Below are 22,459 nucleotides of genomic sequence, written 5' to 3'. Positions count from 1 at the left end.
TCCTCCTTTATTTTTTCCCTTTCACATAATCCGCATCAAACAGGAACAGTTTGAAGACCAGGATTAGAGAAGGAATTAACAAGCACAGACCACCGATAAACACAACGACGAGTGCAAAACCCATCGCTGGTGGTGTCGCGCTACTCTGAATGGTGATGAATGGATCAAGAATGTAAGGATATTGCCCAATCCCGTAAGCAAAAAAGGCTGTGAGAAATTGCAGCATGATGCATATAAAAGCTAAACCATAACGGCGTCCGTTATATAACAGCCACATGGCAATCATGAAAAACGCAACGGAAAGCGCCAGCAGCCACCATAAATCCATCATATTTTGAAAATGACGCTCATTGTGTTGACCCAAATATATAAATGCAGTCAGCGCGAGAATAATGGTCGGTGTGCTCCAGAACAAAGCATAGTTCCGCATGAGCTTCAATGCCGAATGATCCTCTGCCCGAGAAGCGTAAAATGTGAGAAATGACCCGCTAATGAACAATACCGACACGATGGCCAGTCCAACGATGCTCCACGATAATGGATTCGTAAATAGTGCCCAGTAATCCAGGGAAACGGTATCTCCCTGCTTCAAAATAAAGCCACCTTCAGACAGGGTCAGTGCCACTGACAATGACGCTGGAATAAGTAGACCCGTAGCTCCGTATAAGAACAAATACACGATACTTTTTTTGGAACCATAATTTTCGAAAGCATAGAACGACCCACGAATGGCAAGTAGAATGACGGCAATACTTCCTGGAACAAGCAGCGCGGAGCCATAATAATAGGCCGTGTCCGGGAAAAATCCGACGATACCAATATAGAAAAAGACAAAAAATACATTGGTGATCTCCCAGACAGGTGATAGATAACGGGAGATCAGACGATTAATCAGATGATCCTGCTTTGTCAGGCGTGCATAAAAGGCAAAGAAACCTGCTCCAAAATCAATGGAAGCTACAATAAGATAGCCGTACAAGAACAGCCAGAGTACCGAAATACCAATTAATTCATAACTCATCAGGCCTGATCCCCTTTCTTGGCTGATTGATCATGCTTCTCCTTCAACCATTTCTCCATCTCGAGTTCAGCAGGATTGTTATTGAACAACCGTCTCAGTACGACGACACACATAACGCCTAGCAGGATGTAGAGAAGCAAGAAGACGAAAAATAAAATTCTCACACTCGGTGAAGAAGTAGCGGCCTCTTCTACCCGCATATAACCTCGGATGATCCATGGCTGCCGCCCGATCTCTGCATAGAACCAACCCATCTCAACGGCCAGAAAAGCAAGCGGTGCACTCAGTGCAACCATACGAAGCATCCACTTGTTAAACTGATTACGTTTCTTCCAGAATACAAACAGGAAGTACAGACTTGATATAGCAAGCAGAGCGAATCCAATACCAGCCATTAGATCAAACAAATAATGAACAAGTAAGGGCGGGTGTTCATCTGGTGGAAATTCGTTCAGCCCGGTTACCTCGGCGTTAAAGTCTCCAAAGGCAAGGAAACTGAGCAGTTTCGGCAAATGAAGAGCGCCTATAATTTCATGTTCTGCATTCAGCCATCCCAAAAAAATCAAATCCGCGCCGCTTTCCGTCTCGAAATGCCACTCGGCAGCTGCGAGCTTCTCCGGCTGATGCTCAGCCAAAAATTTGGCAGACACATCTCCAGCTAAGGAATTTAATAAACTGAATACCAGCACAACGGCCATCATGAGATTCAAGCCTTTTTTGTGGTAGGCCGACACTCCTTTTCTCAGCATCGCAAAGGCTGCTATTCCTGCTAACAGAGCAGCTCCTGTCAGATAAGCCGAGCTTAATACATGGAACACTTTGGAGAACGTCGCTGTATTCAGCATCGCTTGCACGGGGTTCACTGCCATGAATTGACCTGCTTCCATGACAAAACCTTCAGGCTGGTTCATGAATCCGTTCACTGTTGTAATAAAAACAGCAGACATGCCTGCCCCGGCGACAATCGGAATAGTCAGCAACCAGTGGATATACGGATTTTTGAACCGATCCCACGTGTACAGATAAATGCCCAGGAATATTGCTTCAAAAAAGAATGCAAATACTTCCATAAATAGTGGCAGTGCAATGACATTCCCGGCAAGTTTCATAAAATTCGGCCATACCAGGGCCAACTGTAGTGATATCGCTGTACCTGTCACAACACCAACAGCCACAGATATGACGAACCCTCTGGACCACCTCTTTGCCATAAGTATGTAATGGTGATCCTTCTTCCGAATGCCGATGAACTCTGCAATAGCAATCATCAAAGGTACACCGACACCAAGCGTTGCAAAAATCACGTGGAACCCGAGCGTCAAACCAGTCACTAGCCTGCTCCATAATACCGTATCAATAGCCATTCTTTGTGTTGCCTCCTTTCAAACTCTGTTCAATTTAGAAACATTCAATATCAGCTTTGGCTAAGCTCAATGCAGAGTTGCGAAAAATTTCACAAAGTTAGGTATGACGATATCTTGCCACACCTATAATGCGTTTACTCCTGTAGGCCCCCGATAATAACAATCATTGGATGCCTATTAAAATCTGATATTGATGCACTTAAAGTACTAACGAAACCTATTAATCAAAATTATTATATCTTTATTTTTACCTAATTCAATCAAAGACACGGCTTCTACCCTAAACGTTCAAGAAAGGATCAACTCTTTCTGACAACTTGGTGAAAAACAAAAAATACACCCAATGGAGCTATTGATTCATTGGGTGTAAACGTGTTATTGCACGGCAGATTCTCTATTTTACTTGCTTACTTGCTCCGGACTCGCCACACCTGCCTCGTTACGTACGCTCATGATGATCAGTGATGCAGCTAATACCGTAAGGATGATTCCAAGCATCTGAAATCCTGTCACATTAAATGTATCTCCCATGACAATCCCAATCAATAACGACGATAAAATGGTCCCCAGGTAGCGTGATGTATTAAAAATACCCGATGCAACACCGATCATTTCTTTGGGTGTGCTTTTAAACAGTGCTGCTTGCATGCCGACCGCGTTTAGGCCATTACTTATTCCAAATAAAGCTAAAGCAACAATGATTATGAAGATTGGAGAAGTTTCATTCATAACAACGATTAATATAGAGCCAAATGTCATTAAAGAAGCGGATACGATCAGAGCTGGCCGTGATCCTGATCCGTCAATCCAGCGCCCTGCGATCGGAGCAATAATGACTGAACATAACCCCAAAGCTAGCATACTCATTCCTGTATGAACTTCGTTGAGATGTCGTACCTGCTTCAAATACGTAGGAACTCCAAAAAAAAGTGCGTAAAACAGGATGTTCACCAGCATGTATTGCACATTCACCCAAGTCATCTCGGGATATGAGGCAAACGTTCGCAAAGGGATAAAAGGCGTGGCTGCTTTTAATTCATGTCGGATAAACATGACGAGTGCGATTAACCCGATCCCCCCTGTCAGCAGATGCCATGTAGAAATATCTCCTGTGGAATTTACTGAAAGTAAACCGATGAGCAGAGTCACCAAAGCTACCGTAAACATCAGGATACCTGGTGCGTCAATTAACGTAAGCCATTGCCGAATGGACATGTGACCAGAGATAGACAGGGATTGCTCGTCCTTCGGGATTGTTTTCCAGGCGAACCAAAAACTCGCCAAGACAAACGGAATATTAACGAAGAATATGCTGTGCCAGTCCCACCAATGAATCAATACTCCACCAATAAAAGGTCCAATTGCAGCCGCTCCAGAAAGGAATATAGCCAAGGTGGACAAGGCGGAGGCTTGTTTTTCAGTCACGTTCATTCTGACAATCGCCATTCCAACGGCCACCATCATGCTTGTGCCAATTGATTGAACAATCCGGAATACGATGAGCCACGAAAAACTGGGAGACCACGGAGCTAGCATGGACGATACAAAAACAATAACAAGACCCATGAGGAAGATCTTCCTGCGGCCAAACAAATCACTGCACTTGCCCATGACGGGTTGAGCGACAGCACTGGCAATGTAAAATGATAAAATAATCCACGAAACGGCTGTAAAATTAAGTTGATACACTTGTTGTAGCCTGGAGATTGCCACCGAAATCATGGAGGAATTCAACGGATTCAACATAATTCCGAGTCCAACAGCTAACATCAATCCTTTATTTCGAACGTTCATTGGTGCACCTCTCTCTCTTCTGCTGTTATCTTACTTGAACGTATTCATTTATTCCAACGCATTATATGTTATGATTTGATGAACTATAAGGAATGAAGGGATGGTGCAAATGGAGCTTCTTCAACTAAAATATTTCCTGACGGTGGCCCGATGCGAACATGTTACGGAAGCTGCGGGAAAGCTGCATGTCACGCAATCCTCCCTGAGCAAAACGATACAACGATTAGAGGACGACCTGGGAGTCCCTTTATTTGATCGAATCGGGAGAAAGCTGCGACTAAACGACTTTGGAAGAACATTTCTTCAGCGAACTGAAAAAGCCTTATTTGAATTGGAACAAGGAAAGCGGGAAATCGCTGACCTCTCCAACCCGGATCAGGGTACACTGCAATTGGCAGTGACTACGGCGAGCACATTGCCCGGCATACTGCGGGAATTCCGGAAAAACAAGCCGGATATTCAATTCCATGTGCAAATGGTTTCGTTAGAAAACATGTCCAGACTTCTACATCGGGGCGAGGTGGACTTTTGTCTATCCTCCCCTCCGATTGAGGGTGACGATATCGAATGTCAGATACTATATGACGATCCGATTGTAGTCGCTGTTCCTATGGGTCATCGATATGCAGACCGAAGCAGCATTCAATTAACTGAGCTTAAGGACGAGTGGTTTGTTGGGGTGAAGCAAGGTTATGGGGTTCGTGATATGGTGGATTCCGTATGTCAATCCGCTGGTTTCCTACCGAAGTATGTATATGAAGGGGATGAGCCTGCAAGATTAACCGCCCTTGTGGAGGCGGAGATCGGTCTCGCGTTTATACCTAGCACAGCCAGAAACCCGCATGAGCGCATTAGATATCTTCAGGTAGAGGAACACCAACTCGTTCGGGAAATCGCTCTACTTTCGCACAAAAACAGGTATATTTCCAAAGCCGCTTTAGAGTTTCGCAGCGTGGTTATGGACTACTTCAGTGCTATGTCATGAGCATAAATTCAATATAAAGGAGATGTCATTTTGATATTAAAACCAGAAAAATTTGATCATATTTCAGAGACAGAACGGCTAGTCATCCGACCATTACAGAAAGACGACTATGAAAATTGGTTGAATGAGTTTGAAAACCGCTTGCCTTCCCAACAGCGCCATGATAAAGGGAAAATGGATATGAGTGAATGTACACTGGATTGGTTTCATGATCTGGTAGATCGACACCAGGAGTTAGCGCGTACAGATGCGGTTTATGTTTTTGGAGTATTTAGAAAGCAAGATGGTACACATCTGGGTATGATTGATATTGCTACCTTGGCAAGGGATCATTTTCAATGGGGAAGTTTCGGATACACGATCCATAATCAGTATTGGCGAAAAGGTTATGGGAAAGAAGCAGTGAATGAAGCACTTCATATTGCATTCGAACATCTGAAATTTCACCGCATAGAAGCTCATATTAATGTGGATAACACCCCTTCCATGAAACTGGCAGAGAGTGTTGGTATGGAATTTGAATGTCTACGTAAAGGGTTTATACACGAAAATAATGAGTGGACCGATCACTTGGTGTATTACAAGAATTCTATTTAAAAAGTTCATACAACTCAATCTAAAACAAGGGAACTCCATATCATGAAGTTCCCTGTTTTCTATGTTTGTTGAATATTCTTCTTTTTGCGATGAAGGGTTACTATTCCCAAACTAACTGTTGAAATCCATAATAGGATTATTGCATTACTTGAGACTAATGATTGCACTGTATCTAGTCGTAATAATTGCGTAATTAACCTTCCTTCATAGGGTGAAAGTGTGGCTCCCAAGTTATACGCGATCAGAACAATGGTCGTACCCAGCTTTGCCATTTTGGCGATTTGTTGTGCAAAAGTATGCAATAAATAGGGCATTATACAGCGGAATGAAAACCCGATGATCATTGAGCAAACGGTAGTAAGAATAATACTTTGCGAGATCGTCGTAACGAACATCGAGCTTCCAAGTAACAGAATCGATAATGGAACGATATAGTTACCGAGTGTTTTGTATACTTTCCCAAAAGAAAAGCCGGCAACAAAAGCTCCCAAACCTATAAATGCAATCATGTTGCTTCCGTTTGTCGCAGTTCCGATATTTTTTTCCAAAATCAAAGGAGTAATCTGTAAATTATAATTGATGAAGATAGCTACAATCACAAATAATAAGAGACCATAGCCAATCATGACTTGAAGGGCTTTTTTATTATTTGTGTGGCTTGGATTCGTGGTGACCTCTTCTCTTCTGTTAAGCTCTTTTTTATCAGAAGGAACGAAAATCAGGAATGCAATGAAAATAGGAAGTGCCAGGGCGTAGACATAAAATGATGTGTGCCAGCCCATTTTCAATAGTTGACCAACGAGTAGTGTCAGACAAATGCCTCCTAATCCCTCAAAGGCACTTTCTAAGCCAATTACGGTTGCTTGTTTACCTGGATTTTTATGATACATATCACTGATCATCTGAATGATGAGCCGGTTAAATAAACCTACACCTAACCCAAACAAACAGCGAGAAATGAACAGCAACGAAAAAAGGTCATGATACAATGCAGGGAATACTCCCGCAATGAGAACAAGTCCTAATCCAGTCAGTATAGTTGCTTTCTTCCCAATAAGAAGTTCAAGTCGATTAGCAATTAACACACCAAGAATGACAAATAATGAAGGTATGGTCGTTAATAATCCTACATGTGTTACCGATATCTCTGGAAAATCATTGGCTATCGCAGGAATGTTAGCGGCAATCACTGGACCTGAAGAAATTAATAACGCAACGGACAATAACGAATATGTTTTAAGCTTCTCCATGTATATTATAAAAAACCAACTCCTAATGTTTGTATTTGCTCCATATGGCCGATAGTTAGCCTTGATGCTGCGATAAATGGATAAAGCAGTAACGCATAAGTCGATGACTTCATACGTTACTGCTCAGTCGATTAGAGTTCTTTACCGTTACTTTGAATAACTTTTTTGAACCATTCAAAGGATTTTTTCTTGCTGCGTTTCAACGTACCATTTCCAGCGTCATCTTTGTCGACATGTATGAAACCGTATCGTTTACTCATCTCTCCAGAACTTGAGCTTACTAGATCAATGCAACCCCAGGACGTGTAACCCAACAACTCTACGCCATCTTCTTCCACTGCTGTTATGAAAGCTTGGATGTGTTGACGCAAATACTCGATTCTATAATCATCCGCAATATATCCCGTCTCATCAGGAGTATCTATCGCTCCTAAGCCATTTTCAACGATGAATAGTGGCTTTTGATATCGGTCATACAAGGAATTCATTGTAATTCTTAGACCTTCAGGATCGATTTGCCATCCCCATTCACTCGTTTTCAAATGAGGATTGCGCAGTGTTGGAAACAGGTTAGCTGCCGTTTGAGTATTTACTTCCGGGTCTGCACTGGTTAACCGCGAACCATAATAACTGAACGAAACGAAATCAACCGTATTATTTTTCAAACATTCCTCGTCCCCGTCTTCCATGGCTAAATGAATATTCATTCGTTCTAACATTTTCTTGGCATAGTTTGGGTATTCTCCTCGGGATTGTACATCGACGAAGAAGTAGTGCTCGCGATCTCTTGTCATGGCTTTCCAGACATCATCTGGTGCACATGTATACGGGTAAGTGTTGGCACCTGCTAACATACAGCCAATCTTAATTTCCGGGTTAATTCTACGCGCAATTTCAGTTGCTTTTGCACTTGCGATCAATTGATGATGAGCCGCCTGATACTTCACAGCATCCTCATTCTCACCTTCTTCAAACACTAGGCCTGAGCTGCCAAAAGGTAGATGCAACAGCATGTTAATTTCATTAAAGGTAAGCCAATACTTCACTTTATCTTTATAACGGGTGAAGATCGTTTCACACAGTCTCTCATAATAATCCACCATTTTTCGACTTCTCCACGATCCAATGGTCTTCACTAAATGAATAGGGACATCAAAATGGGTAATAGTGACTAACGGCTCAATGCCATACTTCAAGCATTCATCAAATACATTTTCATAGAATTTCAAGCCCTCTTCGTTGGGTAACTCGTCATCTCCATTAGGGTAGATCCGAGTCCATGCCAAAGATAAACGGAAACACGTAAAGCCCATCTCTGCAAATAAAGCAATGTCTTCTTTATACCGATGATAAAAATCAATAGCCTCATGACTCGGATAAAAATGTTCTTGATCACACTCCAACATTTTTAACTGTCCTCGCATGACAGGAACACGATCTTTCCCTGCCGGGATTACATCAACTGTGGATAGTCCCTTGTTGCCTTCTGCATATCCACCTTCACATTGGTTAGCAGCAACTGCCCCACCCCACAAAAAGTCTTTTCTTAAAGTCATTAAAACACACTCCTAACCTGTAGTTTTGTTAAGCTTTGACAACCAACAATGTATTGTTAAAATCAATATTTTGGGGACTAGTCTCTGCGATCACATCCGAGTAACTATACGAATTGGTTACAATAACGGGCGTTTGAGTGACATATCCTTCTTGTCTGATTTTGTCCAGATCAAAAGTCAGCAAGGTCTGCCCTTTTGTAATTCTCTGACCTTCTTCAACGAACGCTTCAAAATATTTTCCGTTCAGCTTTACCGTATTTAAGCCGACATGAATAAGAATTTCGACTCCTTCATCGGATAATAGTCCAATAGCATGTTTCTTAGGAAATAGAGATACAATCATGCCATCAAATGGAGCAATGACTTTCCCCTCGCTAGGTTCAATAGCAATTCCTTTACCCATTGCCTCTGAGGCAAACGCTGCATCTTGTACATCCTGAAGTTGAATAAGCTGACCTTTAAGTGGCGTTGCAATAACAGAATCTTTAATTGTAATGACTTCATCCGCAACCCCACTCCCTTCGTTCGCATTTGAAACAGTGTTCTGTGAAGGTGCATCTTTTTCATATTTCAAACTGAGCAAATAGGTAAGTACAGCAGTTACGACAGTTGTTATAACAAGTGCGATCAAAATGTTATATAGATTCCAGATATTTTCACCAATGTACAGAGGAATCGCCGGGATTCCTGAAGCGCCTGTTGCGTAACGAGAAACATCCATTAGCCCTGCAAAGAGTCCCCCACTAGCAGCTCCAATCATACCCGCGACAAGTGGGTATCTCTTCGGTAAATTTACGCCGTAAAGAGCTGGTTCCGTGATTCCCATCAACGCGGTGATCCCACTGGAAGCAGAAATTTGTTTTAATGCTTTATCCTTGGTTCTCATCCCTACAACTAATGCCGCAACACCTTGACCTATACAATTGATCATCGCTCCAGGACCGAGGATATTCTCATAACCTGATGTGGTGATTTGAGCAATGGATAGAGGAACAATATTATGGTGCAGCCCAAACATAACCAGTATTGGCCAGAAGGTTGCAACCAGGAAAATAACCAGCCAGCTACCATGTGCGGCGAAGAAGTCAAAGCCCATCGCTAAATACGTTCCGAAAAATGACCCCAGTGGTCCCAATACGGTTAAGGCCAAAATTCCCGTTACTAAAATAGTGCACATGGGAACAAAAATAACTTTCACTGCATTCGGAATGATCCTTTTAAACAACGATTCAATATATGATTGTGACCAAACGATTAAGAGAATTGGAACTACAGAAGAACTATAAGATACAAGAGTTAGCGGGATTCCAAAAATACTTACGTCAGTCCCATCCAAACGCAATTGTGTCAAGTTGGGATGGAGTAAAACACCGGCTAAAACGAGTGCTAAGACGGGACTACATTTTAGTTTGTTTGCAGCTGAGAACGCTAACAAGAATGGTAAAAAGTAGAAAATAGCATCTGACATAAGACTTACGACATAGTAGGTTTGTGAATCTTTTGAAATCCAGTTGAACAAAATAAGTAGAGCGAGTAATGCCTTGATCATACCAGCCCCAGCTATAGCAGGAACAATCGGACTAAATGTCCCCGAGACGAAATCGATTAATTTCCCCAAAATACTAACTTTCCTAGCTTGAGTTGGTTCACCCGATGAACTCGCGTTAGGTTGAAGATGCTTGATCACTTCTTTGTAAACGTCTTCAACATGTGTGCCGATGACGACTTGAAATTGTCCGCCGCTCTCAACCGCATCAATAACACCGTCAAACGATTTAAGCGCTTTTTGATCTGCTTTAGTAGTATCATTCAGTGCAAATCTAAGCCTAGTCATACAGTGAGTCAGAGTGGATACATTCTCACTACCGCCCACTTTCTCTACAATATCTTGAGCCAACTTCTCGTATTTTTTGCTCATCCAATAATGCCCCCTCTTGTTGTTGCCATCTAAATGAATGAGACCAAAAGCGCTCTAAATAACTTCTCTTTGCAATAAAAAAAGCTATTTATCTGAAATACATAAAGGCTGCATTCATTACACCTTTAAAATATCATCTGATAAACAGCTATAGCCAATACCTATAATTCATACTTTATTATGCCTGAAAGGCATGCCTGATATGTTCCAAAAAACGTACCTCCGTTTGACTGAATACCTTATGTTTTTTCCAGACAATCACTGTTGGAAACTGAAGTTCCGGTTGAAAAGGTCTAAAGCATAATGTGTCAGACTGCTTCATTGCAAGCGCACCCTCAATACAGATGGCCGTCCCTAACCCCTCCTCTACGAGGTTAAGTATGTTAGATATTAAATTATAGGTCGCAACAAAGTTTAAATGTGCATACTCATCGGCAAACCAGCTTGCAATCTCATTCTGTACGACAGATCGGCTGGATATGAGCAGAGGCACTCCGGCTAAATCGGTTGAAGTGACATATTTTTTTTGTGCAAGAGGTGATGAGGTCTTCATAAGGACTCCCCAGCGCTCCTTCTGGGGCAGTCTGATGAAATCGTATTTCTCAATGTGAATGGGCTCTAACAAAATGCCCACATCGAGCAGTCCTTTATCGATTCGCTCCTTTATGTCATCCCCCGTTCCACTATAGATGTGATATTTAACCTGCGGATACTCCATATTGAAGTCTTTTAATAATTGTAAAATAACATTGGACGTTAATGATTCAACACTCCCGATCGATATGGTTCCTCCGACCAGATTGTTCTGATCTTTAAACTCTTTCTCTGTTTTATCCGCAAGAGTGAGAATTTCTTCTGCTCTTTGACGTAAAAGCATGCCTGCTTCTGTCAGTGTTATTTTACTTTTACCGCGTATAAACAATTGAGTTTCTAAATTTTTTTCCAGATCAGCCAACTGCCTGCTTAACGTTGGCTGTGTCACATGTAAGATCGTTGCAGCATGTGTGATATTTTCTACTCGAGCTACTGTCAAAAAATATCGAAGTACTCTTAACTCCATAATTCCTCCTGATTTACGTTCATTTAAGTGTCTACTGAATCATTCATTTCTTTACTATACCTTCCTGTTAACCAGAAGAAGACAGTTGATTGGGATAATCAACTGTCTGTTGTTTCAAATAAAGAAGATTATTTCTCTGGAATGATTTCATTAACGCAGGCTAAAGCATTTAGTGTTCGAGGAAATCCCATGTAGGGAAGGCAGTGAGTTAGAGCGGTGATCATGGTTTCTTTATTATTGCCAACATTGATGTTACCCTGAACGTGTGCTTTGACTTGACTATCCGCACCTCCGAGTGCACTTAGTATACAAAGAGTAAGTAGCTCTCGTGTTTTCAGATCCAGACCTCCGCGGGTATAGAAGTCTCCAAAACAAAATGCTGAAAGATAGTCCTGTATATGCTTCTGATTTGACGGGGCATTTTCCCGGTTTTTCTCAATAATATCGCCAAAAATCTCTTTTTGAATACCAAGTCCTTTGTCAAAGCGATTATCATCTTCAACCCGTTTCTGACTTTCAAGAGGCAGTGCAACATTTCGCTCTTTGAACACTTCATTCATTTCCGACATGGCATTTAAGGTTTTGGGGAATCCCAAATAAGGTGCGCATTGATAGATTGCTTCTTGGATCTCCGTTGGAGTCAACCCAACATTTAGCGCTGCACGAGTATGTGCTTTGAGTTGTGGCAACGTTTGATTAGTAGCCAGTACGACCAAAGTAATAAGCTCACGTTGCTTATCGTCAAGGGCACCTTGATCGAAAATTTCACCAAATATGAAGCGACTCAATATGTCCTGAAATTCAGGATGTGCAGCATATGCCGCTGGAACTCCCTCGCCGAATAGCCTTTTATATGTTTCCTGGCTCTTTTCGATTCGATTCATATTCATCTAACCTCCTGTTTCTTTTTAGTTAAAACTAGGTGTACCCATTTTACATTGAAAGGGGAAAGAATCCATATCCTATTCATATCATTTTATTGCCTAATCCTATCAAGTGATTGTTTGTTGATGAAAAAAGCGAACAAAGCACTTGCGTGCCCTGTTCGCTCTTCTTGGTGTAGCCATATTACTGTCTTCACCTTACTCGCCCAAGCTGTTCCAGAATGATTGGAACGCGCCTTTCTCCACCTCCAGGAATGCCGGAACATTACCATAACGAACCAGACCTTCTTCACCAAACAGAACCAGTGGGACCTGCGTTTTGTCTTCCAGCGTGAGATAGATGATCTTGCGATCTTCCTTGCCGTAGAGGTTCTCTTCCAGCTCCGGGCTCGTTGCGATCGGTTTGGCAGCATTTAGCGATGAGATAAAGCTGTCCAGTGCTTCATCCGCTGCTAACGGTTGAAGCTGCTGCAATCCATTGTTCCAGCTATTAAACGTCTCCCATTGCGCCGAGGCGATGTTGCCTTCGAGATGAAGCTTGCCGATCAGGTCGGCACCAGTACCAATAGTGATCCCGTTGTTCTTGTCGAATAACTGAGCATACACCTGACCATCGATCTCGGTGTAAGACATGATGCGGAAATCCTTGTCGTAGCCATTAACAGCATAGATGTCAGCTTCGCCAATGTTGGAAGCAAGCTCCGTATATTTATCTTGGCCGCTCAGCTCATCAATGCCGCCAGTGGTGGTACCCAGTTTATCCCCCCGCAGGTTGAGTGCATTTGCGCCTTCAAGCAATGTTGGGGACTGTGTATATACGCTTCCTCCATATACAACCAGTTGCATCATATCAGCCATCGCGCCTTTGCCCTGTGAACTCGGCAACTCCATCTTCGGAATCACGATCGGATCAAACGATGCGCCTGGAGTCACCGCTGCCACCTGTGGTGTTGGTGCGGCTGGTCCATTGAATTGTTGCCATACACTTGGCGCAGCCAATCCAATGCTGGCAGCGATAACAACACTTGCTGCAATGTATAGTGGTTTACGTTGACGTTTTGGTCCCTGATGTTGCGTGTTTAAGGATTGCTCTACCCGTTTTTTCATTTGCTCGTTTGTTTTCATATGATCCACCGCTTTCTTGTAGTTTTGTTTGAATTGTTCTTCGTTCATTACAGTTCCTCTCCTTCCAGCTCCAGTTTTAACAGCTGTCTTCCTCGTTTTAATCTCATTTTCACTGCTGATTCGCTAATCTCCAGGATCTCGCTGATTTCTCGGATCGGATAATCTTCGTAATAATACAGATGAACCACCGATCTATACTTGACGGGCAGTGACAGCACAAGTTCGATCAGCGCGTGATCTTCAGGGTTGTCTGTTGTAAGAGGATCGACTCCCTCCAGCTTGACCTCCCGTTTGCGCCAGCCTCTGCCTAATAAAGATTTGCAATGATTGGTTATGACCCGAATCAACCATGCTTTTTGATGCTCCGCATCGTTGAACGTAGGGGCTTTTTCTATTAGTTTGATGAAGGTATCCTGAGTGGCTTCCTCCGCGTCTTCTCGTCTGCCGAGGTGCACCATGGCAATCCGGAACAGCGTATCCGCGTATGTCTCATAGACTTTCATCACATGATCGCCCAGCTGGGGCACTGATCGCTGCATGGTTGGTATGCCCTCCTTTATACCTCTAACACTCTTACGGACGGCATTTGGTCACATTTTGTTTTAGGATTTTTTTATTGGTCCATTTCATTCAAAATGCAAAAAAAGAAAGCAGCTCCATGAAAAGGAGTTGCTTTCTTCATCTTCGTCTTTATTTTCATATAAAATGCATATCGTTCACCAACTAGAATTTCTTCTGTAAAAGCTCGATATTGTCTTCCAAACTGCTGTCCAAGCTTACCCCTACCTTCTGCAGTTTGTTTTGGTAATATGTCTTCACATCTTCCCACTTATAGTACGGATAGGTCTTTGTTTCGATCGGGAAGGCGATCTCTTCTTCATTTCTAAGCATTTTCACGAGAACATCCTTACCATTGGAATACAGAATCCATTGGATATTTGCTCCCATTGGTGAGATAACCGAGCCATTCCAGTTTTGGGTTACGTCCTGCGGTTTGTCGATACTCACATTAGCTCCGGCGATATCCAGGAATGAAGATAGTGGAATAATTGTTTCTGCGTGAGCAAAACGAAATATACCAGCCGTGTCTTTTTGCTGAATGGACTGTTCGGTAGACACGATCAACTCTTTGACCAGAGGTGAAATGATATTTTTCGGCAGATCCGTTGACGTTAAAGATGGACCTTTTTCATAAAAGTCATTGATATTGTCAATGCTCTCGTACCATCTTAACTGATTAGCCGTGAAATACCGCCCGAATTCGAAGTCACCTTCTCCTTTAATATTCGAAGATATGATGTAGAGTTCGTATAAATTAGAAGCAGCCTCGGTTGGGTTGCTGAGCTTCACTTTTCCCTTCTCATCTTTCAGTTCAAACTCTCCAGCGTTCAGCCGTTGATAGAAGTCATCAGAGAAAAATTGCAGAAGAACCTCTTTTGCATAAAGCGTTCCAGTGCTCTGTGTGACATAATCCTCGTATAACTTAACCCAGTCTCCATCTTCTACGTACTCATTATACTTTGTCGCTAGGTCGTAGGGCCGTAGATAGGGGTCTTTCCCTTCTTCAAAAGCTGAAGCCAGAATGTCTACCTTGTTATCTCCCAAGCTTTCCTTTAACCCGTCAATAAACTGATCTCTGCTCTGCGGCGTTCGATCTTTGAAGGTTGCTTGTGCAATCACTTTTTTATCCGATGTAAAAAGTTCTTTGAAATTCTGCCCAACTCTGGCCCCTATTCCTTTCAGTTCTTCTCCACCCGTAGTGGATAACAATCCATAATGATCTTTTTCAACCTTCATCAGATTGCCAATTTCCTTCTTCAGCTCTTTGCCCAGATTAGTGATCTGCCCGTCCTTTTCAGCGATGTCGAGCAGTTCAAATAACGTCTTGTCGTACTTGGAACTGGATAGATGTCTGGAACCATGTCTCCCTATGTAGTTAATAAATATGGGTTCATATCCACTAGGAGCTTTTGTATAACTTGTTTCCTTAAAAGGATATGGCGTTTTGGTACCGCGGTACCCCTGCTGATCGCTCATTTTCTGTCCAACAAACACCGATTGGGTGTTGTTATCCCAGTCTACCTCTTGCCCTAAGGCTTCACCAATCGCTCTTGCAGGTACATAAGTAACCCCATTGTAGAGAAATGATTCGCCTTCCACCCTTTGACCGTTCACAACCACATTAGCCGATTGTTCGGACACTTCGATCATGCGTTTGGAGCCTGCACCATATGCGTAAAATACACTTACAGACGTTAAGATGGCGAGTGATGCTACTGAAATCCCGATTTTTTTGATCATCATAATGAATAGTTTTCTCCTTATTCCGCCTGATATTGGTTTATTTTCGCTCATCATACTATAGGTGTGAAGTGTCTGCGCCGTATCCATCCTATGTTAATTAATTGTAAAAGAGTACATATAAATATTGACGTAAAGTCTCATACGACAAAAAGAGCCGCTCCTTAGCGACTCTGACTTTTCATTATAAAAAGCTATCTTCTCTGCCATACAATAAAAAGATAATTGCTATTTGCCCCGCATCACAGCGGTTTTCTATATATTTTTATATCTATCCCTGACTCCGTCGGATGACCTTCTCCAATAAGTGTCTCACAGTTCAAGAAGGATAAGGCTTTGCTGTCTGTAATCATTTTGGGGGAAGTACGAAATAAAGCAGTTTTCAGCGTTTTATCAATATTTCCGTTATTTTCGATATAAATTTTGCATGAATGCCCTGAGTTGTCGGTTCCTTGGAGCATGTATCTTGCCGATAGAGTATGCGGACCACCATTCTTCCCGATGATCTGCGTATCCACTCCTCCACCCAGCACAATTCCCTCAAAGTACTTTCCGGTTACGCTGCCTGTAAAAGTAATCATAACAACCGAATCATCTTCGCTATTTTGCAAATCAAATGATTTCTCAATGTTCACATGTACCGTAAACAATTCCTCTAATTTCACGTATTCTCACCTCCATATATGGACAATTATAACTCTACTCATTAGACTGCTTCACTAAAAAAAAGATTTACATATTTCCTTCAAATCATTTAAAATGGTTTACACAATGTAAAGGTTAACATATTGTAAACGAAGGAGTTAATGACGTACATGAGTACATTACCAAAATCAGTTCGCTTTCCACTGTTCATTCTGATGTTAAATCTGTTTATCGCTTTATTGGGGCAAGGGATGCTTATCCCCATATTGCCGGAGTATTTGAAGCTTTTTCATGCGGGAGGCACAGTAGCAGGATTTTTAGTTGCAGCCTTCGGTGCCGCTCAATTCTTCTTTTCCCCTCTCGGGGGACAACTGTCTGATCGATTTGGACGCAAAAAGTTGATCATCGCAGGTATGTTTCTGTCTGTCATTTCAGATATCATATTTGCGCTGTCGACGTCATTGCCGTTCCTCTATGTCGCACGGTTTATCGGTGGAATCAGTCTCGGTTTAATGGTTCCTGCCAACCTCGCATATGTCGCCGATATTACAACGCCAGAGACACGTGCAAAAGGCATGGGCTATTTCGGCGCAGCTATGAACTTGGGAATGGTTCTCGGACCTGGTCTGGGCGGTCTCATCGCCGAGATGGGCATTCGCATGCCCTATTTCTTCGCAGCGGGTCTGGGACTGATTGCGGCCCTGATGACGCTGCTATTGCCTGAGACACTTCCCCCCGAGAAAAGAACGGTCTCCATCCGTCTTCAAAAAGGAGATCACTTGGGCAAGAAAATCTGGAGTTCTTTTAAAGTCCCCTATTTCAAATACTTGATTGTGTTGCTTGTCATGACCTTTGGTCTCATGAGTTATGAGACAGTATTCGCGCTTTTCGCAGAGCAAAAATACGGGTTCGACGCTGCAACAATCTCCATCATTATTACTTTGGGCGCGATTATCGGTATCGTTGTGCAGATCTGGCTTTTGGATTGGTTCGTACAGAGAATAGGTGAAGTTAAGTTGATCCGTCTCTCCTTAATAATCACACCCATAGCTTTATTGTTAATGTTAATTAAGGTCAACCTTGTGTTTCTGTTGTTCGCTTCTGCGTTATTCTTTGCCTTTAATTCGTTTTTACGACCTTCGGTCAGCACGTTAATATCCAAAAATGCAGGAGATCGGCAAGGTTATGCATCGGGTCTGAATACTACATTTTCCAGTCTCGGCACGGTGATTGGGCCGCTGATCGCAGGACTATTGTTTGACAAAAACATAAACTTCCCGTATATTTTTGGTGCAATTATGCTACTCGCTTCTCTCGGACTGACCTTAAACGCATTTCGTTCGAAGAAAGGACAATTGTATACAAGTGAATGAAAACTGGCATCAACAATTGGGAAATAAACATCGTGATGATTTGATTGCAGCAGGTAAGGAGCTTTTTTTGAAATATGGATTGCTCCAGGTGAAGATTAAGGATGTATGTACGAAAGCTGAACTTAGTAGAGTGACCTTTTATAAACATTTCCAGTCAATGGATGAACTTCTTCTAGCCATTCAGATGCAACTGATCGAACATTTAACGGATGAGGTTAGCCGTGCTTCAACGAAGGACTTAAACGGGCGGGAACAACTCACGGTTATGTTGAATGCATGGGTTGTTTATGCCGAGAATCATCCAGACTACATCCGGTTTATTCAATTGTTTGATATCAACTATGAGATGTATGATTTTAGCCCTGAATTAAGAGAAGAGTATGATAAGTTCAACCAGAACGGGAAAGAAAATCATTTCCTGATGGACGCTTTATCCCAAGGTGTTGTTGACGGCAGTATTAAGAATCCGTCCCCTCCGCTGGATCTGGCTCAGTTTATCTTCACAACGATGATGGGCATGCTCCAGCGCATGGTAACTATTCGTGGTGCTCATGATAATTCATTGGATATGCGGATGACGGAGCAATTTGTGAAGATGCTGCTTCATTTTGTTTGTAGCGAAGAAATACCCGAGTGATGGCATGGTACATGGATCGATAAAACAAAAGTTTGAAATAAAAAACGGATTCCGTATGCTGGAATCCGTTTTTTTCTTCATTAATTAAGCGTTAATCCGTTAACACGGGCAACTGTCCTCCAGCTTTTAGTTGACCAAGCAATACTTTGATCCCGGCAGACGTATTTGGCTCCTGCTTTCCATACACAGCAATTCCTGAGCGCACGTTTTGCAAATAGATCATCTCGTATGGGTTACCGAGTGAGAACACCGTGTATCGCTGATTACTCTCGTTCATCGCATTAATCAAGGTTTGATAATCACTCCACCCGAACTGGCTGGCCACATTGCGGAATTGGTAAGAAGCAAGAATCACATAATTGGCTTTGCTAATCGCCTGAAGTGTTTCATTCATGTTGCCTTGACCAACAAGTGATATTTCAGTCTTTAACGACAGGTTGTTAGCGGCTTGCAACAGTTGCTTTTCAAGCTGTTTCGCCTGTTCCTGCTCGGCTGCGACAATAACAACCCGGTCGCCTTGCTTCATTGGATCAGGAAGCACACCTTCGCGACTGCTGAGTACAGTGACCGCTCGCTCTGCGATTGTCTGCTCCACTGCTCGGTGCGCCTTCGATCCGATGATACCGTTAAGCTGAGTTAGCTTTTGCGCAAGAGTTTGACTGCGTTCAAATAAACCATATTTCGCTTTCATCTCCAAGATTCGTTTCACAGATGCATGTATGGCTGTAGCCCTTTTATTGTTGCCAGACCAAGCCGTGTCACCAAATCCGCCTCCGAGCCAAACGACCGTATACCAATGATGGGGTTATCTGGATTGCTGTTGATGTCCAGCACTGGCGCAAAATTAATCTGCAATCCCAGTGCCTTCAGCTCCTCTCCTGTCAGCTGACCAGCTGCTTCGGCTAGTGTTGCATCTCCAGTTGCGCCAAGCGCCATCTGACCGGGAAGGTTCGTACCTCCTGGTATTCGTTTAATAACGCCTCCTTCTTGGTCGATGCTAAGAAATAGAGGAATGTCACCTGCTTCTCTTTGTATATCATGTGTGAACGTTGTAAGCTGCGTCACGTCTACAATATTTTTGTCAAAAAGAATAAGTCCGCCCAAGTCCTGATCATGGATCGTGCGTTTCAGCCCCTCATTAACGGTCGTTGTCGCTTTACCATTCCATTGCCTAATGTCGGGCATAAGCATCTGACCAACTTGCTCGCTTACCGTCATATAGGATATCAGTTTGTCCCAATCTTGTGTCCGAATGGCCGCTTCACGTTCGAAGCGAATGACTCTCGCCATAAATACGGCATATTCAGCACGCGTGACAGCTTGATTCGGACGGAAGGTGGCATCTGAATAACCGCCGACCAAGCCGTTTGAACTCATAATAAGAATGGGTGCTGCTGCCCAATGCCTGTCCGTATCTGTCCATGCTGCGGGCTTCTTACCTTCCGCGAGTGAATATGCCCGTGTAAGGAAGGCCGCAGTCTCTGCGCGGCTAAGTGGTGCGTCCGGACGGAAAGTTCCGTTAGGAAAACCACTTGCAAGTCCATTTTTAGCAGCTATCATGATTTCTCGATGGAAAGGATGTGTAGTTGGAACATCGGAATAAGTTGTGCCTTCCACTGCTCTTTGAAGCTGATCTGAATAGAGCTCGCGCACCATAAAAGTGACAGCTTGTGCCCTTGTCACAAGTGCCTCTGGCTTGAAGATCCCATTGCCGTATCCGGCTACTGTTCCCCGTTTCGCCATATACGTGATGCCATCCTCTGCCCACTTTGAATACTTTAGATCAACAAACGTTTCTTCCGCAGCTGCCGTTCCCACCCCTATAAGCATAGAGCCAACAACGGCACCAATAATCGTCATCCATTTTACATGCATTTGTTTCACTCCTGTTGTATTCTATGGATGAATAGACGTTACTACGGTATAGTTTGTTGCGTTTTCATAAGTTCAATGAAATTATATTCAGGTCATGACTAACCCTTTACACCGCCAATCGTCATACCCTGGACAAAGTATTTCTGTAAGAACGGATACACCATCAGAATAGGAACACTTGCAATAATGGTCATGGTCGCTCGAATCGAGGTTGGTGTGACCGCCGTTGCATTGCTTTCGGCAGACTGATAAGCATCACTTGCTGATGAAGTCGCTGAGGTCGTTGAAGTTTGTAGAATCTTCATCAACTCATATTGCAATGTGCTTAATTCTTTATTGGAAGAGTTGTACAGGAATACATCGAACCAGGAATTCCATTGTCCCACAGCTACAAAGAGTGATACGGTTGCCATTGCGGGAATCGTTAGCGGCAGGACAACGCGGATAAATGTCGTGAACTCCCCTGCCCCGTCAATACGGGCTGACTCCAGAATGCCTTCAGGAAGACCCTCAATAAATGAACGGATGACGATCATATTGAAGACACCGATTACACCCGGAATGATATATACCCAGAAGGAACCGATCAATCCAAGGTCTCGAATCAGCAGATAACCGGGGATCAACCCCCCGCTGAAGTACATGGTGAATACAAAAAACATCGTAACAAACTTGCGAAGCACAAATTCCTGACGACTAACCGTATACGCGAGCATGGCTGTACAGAAGACGGACACCACGGTTCCAATGATCGTACGCAGCGCCGAGATCAGAGTTGCGTGATAAATATCGGATTCGCCAAAAATGTATTTGTAGTTGTCCAGTGTCCATACACGAGGCCATAGATATATTCCACCCCGAATGGCATCATTTGCATTATTGAAAGATACGGCAATCATATTAACAAAGGGATAGATCGTCACAATCATCAGACATACCATGAAGATGATGTTAAAAGTGTCAAACGCTCGATCCCCGGTGCTGCTATTCCGCAAGCGGGATGTGTTTCCTTTACGCATGGCATAGGCCTCCTTTTAGAATAGTCTGCTCTCTCCCATTTTTTTCGCTATATAGTTCGCTGAGAAAAGGAAGATGAAGCTGACCACCGTTTTGAATATGCCAGCTGCTGTACCTAAGGAAAAGTTCCCCATCCCTAATCCATATTTGAGTACAAAGATGTCCAGATTCTCCGAATAGTCCATATTCATCCCGTTACCCAGCAGATATTGCGGTTCGAATCCGGATTCAAGAATACTTCCCATGTTCATGATCAACAAGATCACAATAACCGGTTTCAAGCCAGGCAGGGTGATATATAACATCCGTTTGAAGCGACTGGCTCCATCAATCTCGGCAGCCTCATATTGCGCCGGATCAATTGCCGTAATTGCTGCCAGATAGATAATGGTGTTCCAACCGACATCTTTCCAGACCTCAGTTGCCCCCAGAATACCCCAGAAGTATTCTCCTTTCCCCATCCATAGTACCGGACTGTCAATCAGGTGAAGCTTCATCAGCAGCAGATTGATAATTCCGTCTGGTGACAGGACTGTTAATACAATGCTGGAAGCAACAACCCACGAGATAAAGTGAGGCAGATAACTGACGGTTTGCACAAAACGTTTAAATATGACATTTTTCAGCTCATTCAACAAGAGAGCCAGCGTAATTGCTGTCACAAATCCCAACACCAGTTTAATGGAACTCATAACGAGTGTATTTCGCAGCACCCGGTAGAAGGTATTGTCTTCAAATAACGTACTAAAATGTTGCCAACCTACCCATTGCTGATCCGAGAAGGACCTTGCCGGTTTGAAATTCTGAAAAGCCATGGTCCATCCCCATAACGGCAGGTACTTGAAGATAAAAGCCCAGATGACAAAAGGAATACACATCCAGGCAAGCGTTCGTTGCTGCACAAGTCGCTTAAAGAACGAGTGTGCTCTGGTTCCCTTCGGACTCGAGGCCGGAGGCATCGAGTTAAGGGAGACATTAGGTTTCTCCACGGTGAACCTGCTCCTTTCCTGTGCTGTTATTCATGCGAGGAGAAGCCGGAGTTTATGCTCTTTCGTCT

The 22,459-nt window shown here is 43.1% G+C and carries 20 protein-coding genes; 4 read left to right on the top strand and 16 right to left on the bottom strand.

Annotated features, from left to right (window positions below):
• Positions 1-7 precede the first annotated feature (7 nt).
• The 3 genes from C161_RS15190 to C161_RS15180 all read right to left on the bottom strand — a co-directional run bounded on the left by C161_RS15190 (position 8) and on the right by C161_RS15180 (position 4,179).
• Positions 8-1,021 (bottom strand): cytochrome d ubiquinol oxidase subunit II, encoded by a 1,014-nt coding sequence (locus C161_RS15190; protein WP_174806461.1) that lies wholly within the window; start codon positions 1,019-1,021, stop codon positions 8-10.
• A complete protein-coding gene (locus C161_RS15185; protein WP_036615789.1) occupies positions 1,021-2,385 on the bottom strand; it encodes a cytochrome ubiquinol oxidase subunit I in 1,365 nt (454 codons plus the stop codon). Before C161_RS15185 ends, C161_RS15190 begins: the two co-directional genes overlap by 1 nt.
• A gap of 399 nt (positions 2,386-2,784) precedes the next feature.
• Positions 2,785-4,179: an MFS transporter gene (locus C161_RS15180; RefSeq protein WP_036671183.1), complete on the bottom strand. Its 1,395-nt coding sequence runs from the start codon at positions 4,177-4,179 to the stop codon at positions 2,785-2,787.
• 109 nt (positions 4,180-4,288) lie between these two features.
• On the opposite strand from C161_RS15180, the gene C161_RS15175 reads away from it, so the two are divergent.
• Both C161_RS15175 and C161_RS15170 read left to right on the top strand, forming a co-directional pair.
• Complete coding sequence (locus C161_RS15175; protein ID WP_036671528.1) at positions 4,289-5,164, top strand: LysR family transcriptional regulator; 876 nt, start codon at positions 4,289-4,291, stop codon at positions 5,162-5,164.
• Positions 5,165-5,194: 30 nt separating this feature from the next.
• Positions 5,195-5,761 carry a GNAT family N-acetyltransferase gene (locus C161_RS15170; RefSeq protein ID WP_036671181.1) on the top strand — a complete coding sequence of 189 codons (567 nt, stop codon included), beginning with the start codon at positions 5,195-5,197 and terminating at the stop codon, positions 5,759-5,761.
• A gap of 59 nt (positions 5,762-5,820) precedes the next feature.
• On the opposite strand, the gene C161_RS15165 is transcribed toward C161_RS15170, so the two are convergent.
• From C161_RS15165 to C161_RS15125, 9 genes are all read right to left on the bottom strand, one after another.
• Entirely contained in the window at positions 5,821-7,011 is a 1,191-nt protein-coding gene (locus tag C161_RS15165) for an MFS transporter (RefSeq protein ID WP_036671180.1), read from the bottom strand.
• A 131-nt stretch (positions 7,012-7,142) separates the two neighbouring features.
• Positions 7,143-8,567, bottom strand: coding sequence for a 6-phospho-beta-glucosidase (locus tag C161_RS15160; protein WP_036671179.1), 1,425 nt, complete (start codon positions 8,565-8,567; stop codon positions 7,143-7,145).
• 28 nt (positions 8,568-8,595) lie between these two features.
• Positions 8,596-10,485 (bottom strand): beta-glucoside-specific PTS transporter subunit IIABC, encoded by a 1,890-nt coding sequence (locus tag C161_RS15155; protein ID WP_036671177.1) that lies wholly within the window; start codon positions 10,483-10,485, stop codon positions 8,596-8,598.
• A 178-nt stretch (positions 10,486-10,663) separates the two neighbouring features.
• Positions 10,664-11,545: a LysR family transcriptional regulator gene (locus C161_RS15150; RefSeq protein WP_036671175.1), complete on the bottom strand. Its 882-nt coding sequence runs from the start codon at positions 11,543-11,545 to the stop codon at positions 10,664-10,666.
• 128 nt (positions 11,546-11,673) lie between these two features.
• Complete coding sequence (locus C161_RS15145; RefSeq protein WP_036671173.1) at positions 11,674-12,429, bottom strand: carboxymuconolactone decarboxylase family protein; 756 nt, start codon at positions 12,427-12,429, stop codon at positions 11,674-11,676.
• Between the two features lie 198 nt (positions 12,430-12,627).
• On the bottom strand, positions 12,628-13,602 hold the full coding sequence (locus tag C161_RS15140; RefSeq protein WP_036671171.1) for a hypothetical protein: 975 nt from the start codon (positions 13,600-13,602) through the stop codon (positions 12,628-12,630).
• Positions 13,602-14,093, bottom strand: coding sequence for an RNA polymerase sigma factor (locus C161_RS15135; protein ID WP_036615805.1), 492 nt, complete (start codon positions 14,091-14,093; stop codon positions 13,602-13,604). Before C161_RS15135 ends, C161_RS15140 begins: the two co-directional genes overlap by 1 nt.
• 184 nt (positions 14,094-14,277) lie before the next feature.
• A complete protein-coding gene (locus C161_RS15130; protein WP_036671168.1) occupies positions 14,278-15,858 on the bottom strand; it encodes a histidine-type phosphatase in 1,581 nt (526 codons plus the stop codon).
• A 239-nt stretch (positions 15,859-16,097) separates the two neighbouring features.
• Entirely contained in the window at positions 16,098-16,520 is a 423-nt protein-coding gene (locus C161_RS15125) for a DUF3237 domain-containing protein (RefSeq protein WP_036671166.1), read from the bottom strand.
• Positions 16,521-16,670: 150 nt separating this feature from the next.
• On the opposite strand from C161_RS15125, the gene C161_RS15120 reads away from it, so the two are divergent.
• Together C161_RS15120 and C161_RS15115 are read left to right on the top strand one after the other, a co-directional pair.
• Positions 16,671-17,873 carry an MFS transporter gene (locus tag C161_RS15120; RefSeq protein WP_036671164.1) on the top strand — a complete coding sequence of 401 codons (1,203 nt, stop codon included), beginning with the start codon at positions 16,671-16,673 and terminating at the stop codon, positions 17,871-17,873.
• Complete coding sequence (locus C161_RS15115; protein ID WP_036615814.1) at positions 17,866-18,510, top strand: TetR/AcrR family transcriptional regulator; 645 nt, start codon at positions 17,866-17,868, stop codon at positions 18,508-18,510. The genes C161_RS15120 and C161_RS15115 overlap by 8 nt, the downstream gene beginning before the upstream one ends.
• Before the next feature lie 91 nt (positions 18,511-18,601).
• Here C161_RS15115 and C161_RS15110 read toward each other — a convergent pair whose 3' ends face one another.
• From C161_RS15110 to C161_RS15095, 4 genes are all read right to left on the bottom strand, one after another.
• Positions 18,602-19,219 (bottom strand): hypothetical protein, encoded by a 618-nt coding sequence (locus C161_RS15110; RefSeq protein WP_036671162.1) that lies wholly within the window; start codon positions 19,217-19,219, stop codon positions 18,602-18,604.
• Positions 19,216-20,385 (bottom strand): glycoside hydrolase family 3 N-terminal domain-containing protein, encoded by a 1,170-nt coding sequence (locus tag C161_RS15105; RefSeq protein WP_036671160.1) that lies wholly within the window; start codon positions 20,383-20,385, stop codon positions 19,216-19,218. Before C161_RS15105 ends, C161_RS15110 begins: the two co-directional genes overlap by 4 nt.
• Positions 20,386-20,483: 98 nt before the next feature.
• A complete protein-coding gene (locus tag C161_RS15100; RefSeq protein ID WP_036615816.1) occupies positions 20,484-21,404 on the bottom strand; it encodes a carbohydrate ABC transporter permease in 921 nt (306 codons plus the stop codon).
• A gap of 15 nt (positions 21,405-21,419) precedes the next feature.
• On the bottom strand, positions 21,420-22,361 hold the full coding sequence (locus C161_RS15095) for an ABC transporter permease (RefSeq protein WP_047844314.1): 942 nt from the start codon (positions 22,359-22,361) through the stop codon (positions 21,420-21,422).
• Between the last annotated feature and the right edge of the window lie 98 nt (positions 22,362-22,459).

The organism is Paenibacillus sp. FSL R5-192, assembly GCF_000517845.1.
GTDB classification, from domain to species: Bacteria; Bacillota; Bacilli; order Paenibacillales; family Paenibacillaceae; genus Paenibacillus; species Paenibacillus amylolyticus.
Note: the sequence above shows the minus strand (reverse complement) of the source record. Positions and strands in the feature narration are given on the sequence as shown.

Coding starts and splice junctions, on each gene's coding strand:
- C161_RS15190 (WP_174806461.1), bottom strand. CDS start 1,021: ATGAGTTATGAATTAATTGGTATTTCGGTACTCTGGCTGTTCTTGTAC.
- C161_RS15185 (WP_036615789.1), bottom strand. CDS start 2,385: ATGGCTATTGATACGGTATTATGGAGCAGGCTAGTGACTGGTTTGACG.
- C161_RS15180 (WP_036671183.1), bottom strand. CDS start 4,179: ATGAACGTTCGAAATAAAGGATTGATGTTAGCTGTTGGACTCGGAATT.
- C161_RS15175 (WP_036671528.1), top strand. CDS start 4,289: ATGGAGCTTCTTCAACTAAAATATTTCCTGACGGTGGCCCGATGCGAA.
- C161_RS15165 (WP_036671180.1), bottom strand. CDS start 7,011: ATGGAGAAGCTTAAAACATATTCGTTATTGTCCGTTGCGTTATTAATT.
- C161_RS15160 (WP_036671179.1), bottom strand. CDS start 8,567: ATGACTTTAAGAAAAGACTTTTTGTGGGGTGGGGCAGTTGCTGCTAAC.
- C161_RS15155 (WP_036671177.1), bottom strand. CDS start 10,485: ATGAGCAAAAAATACGAGAAGTTGGCTCAAGATATTGTAGAGAAAGTG.
- C161_RS15150 (WP_036671175.1), bottom strand. CDS start 11,545: ATGGAGTTAAGAGTACTTCGATATTTTTTGACAGTAGCTCGAGTAGAA.
- C161_RS15145 (WP_036671173.1), bottom strand. CDS start 12,429: ATGAATCGAATCGAAAAGAGCCAGGAAACATATAAAAGGCTATTCGGC.
- C161_RS15140 (WP_036671171.1), bottom strand. CDS start 13,602: ATGAACGAAGAACAATTCAAACAAAACTACAAGAAAGCGGTGGATCAT.
- C161_RS15135 (WP_036615805.1), bottom strand. CDS start 14,093: ATGCAGCGATCAGTGCCCCAGCTGGGCGATCATGTGATGAAAGTCTAT.
- C161_RS15130 (WP_036671168.1), bottom strand. CDS start 15,858: ATGATGATCAAAAAAATCGGGATTTCAGTAGCATCACTCGCCATCTTA.
- C161_RS15120 (WP_036671164.1), top strand. CDS start 16,671: ATGAGTACATTACCAAAATCAGTTCGCTTTCCACTGTTCATTCTGATG.
- C161_RS15105 (WP_036671160.1), bottom strand. CDS start 20,385: ATGCATGTAAAATGGATGACGATTATTGGTGCCGTTGTTGGCTCTATG.
- C161_RS15100 (WP_036615816.1), bottom strand. CDS start 21,404: ATGCGTAAAGGAAACACATCCCGCTTGCGGAATAGCAGCACCGGGGAT.
- C161_RS15095 (WP_047844314.1), bottom strand. CDS start 22,361: ATGCCTCCGGCCTCGAGTCCGAAGGGAACCAGAGCACACTCGTTCTTT.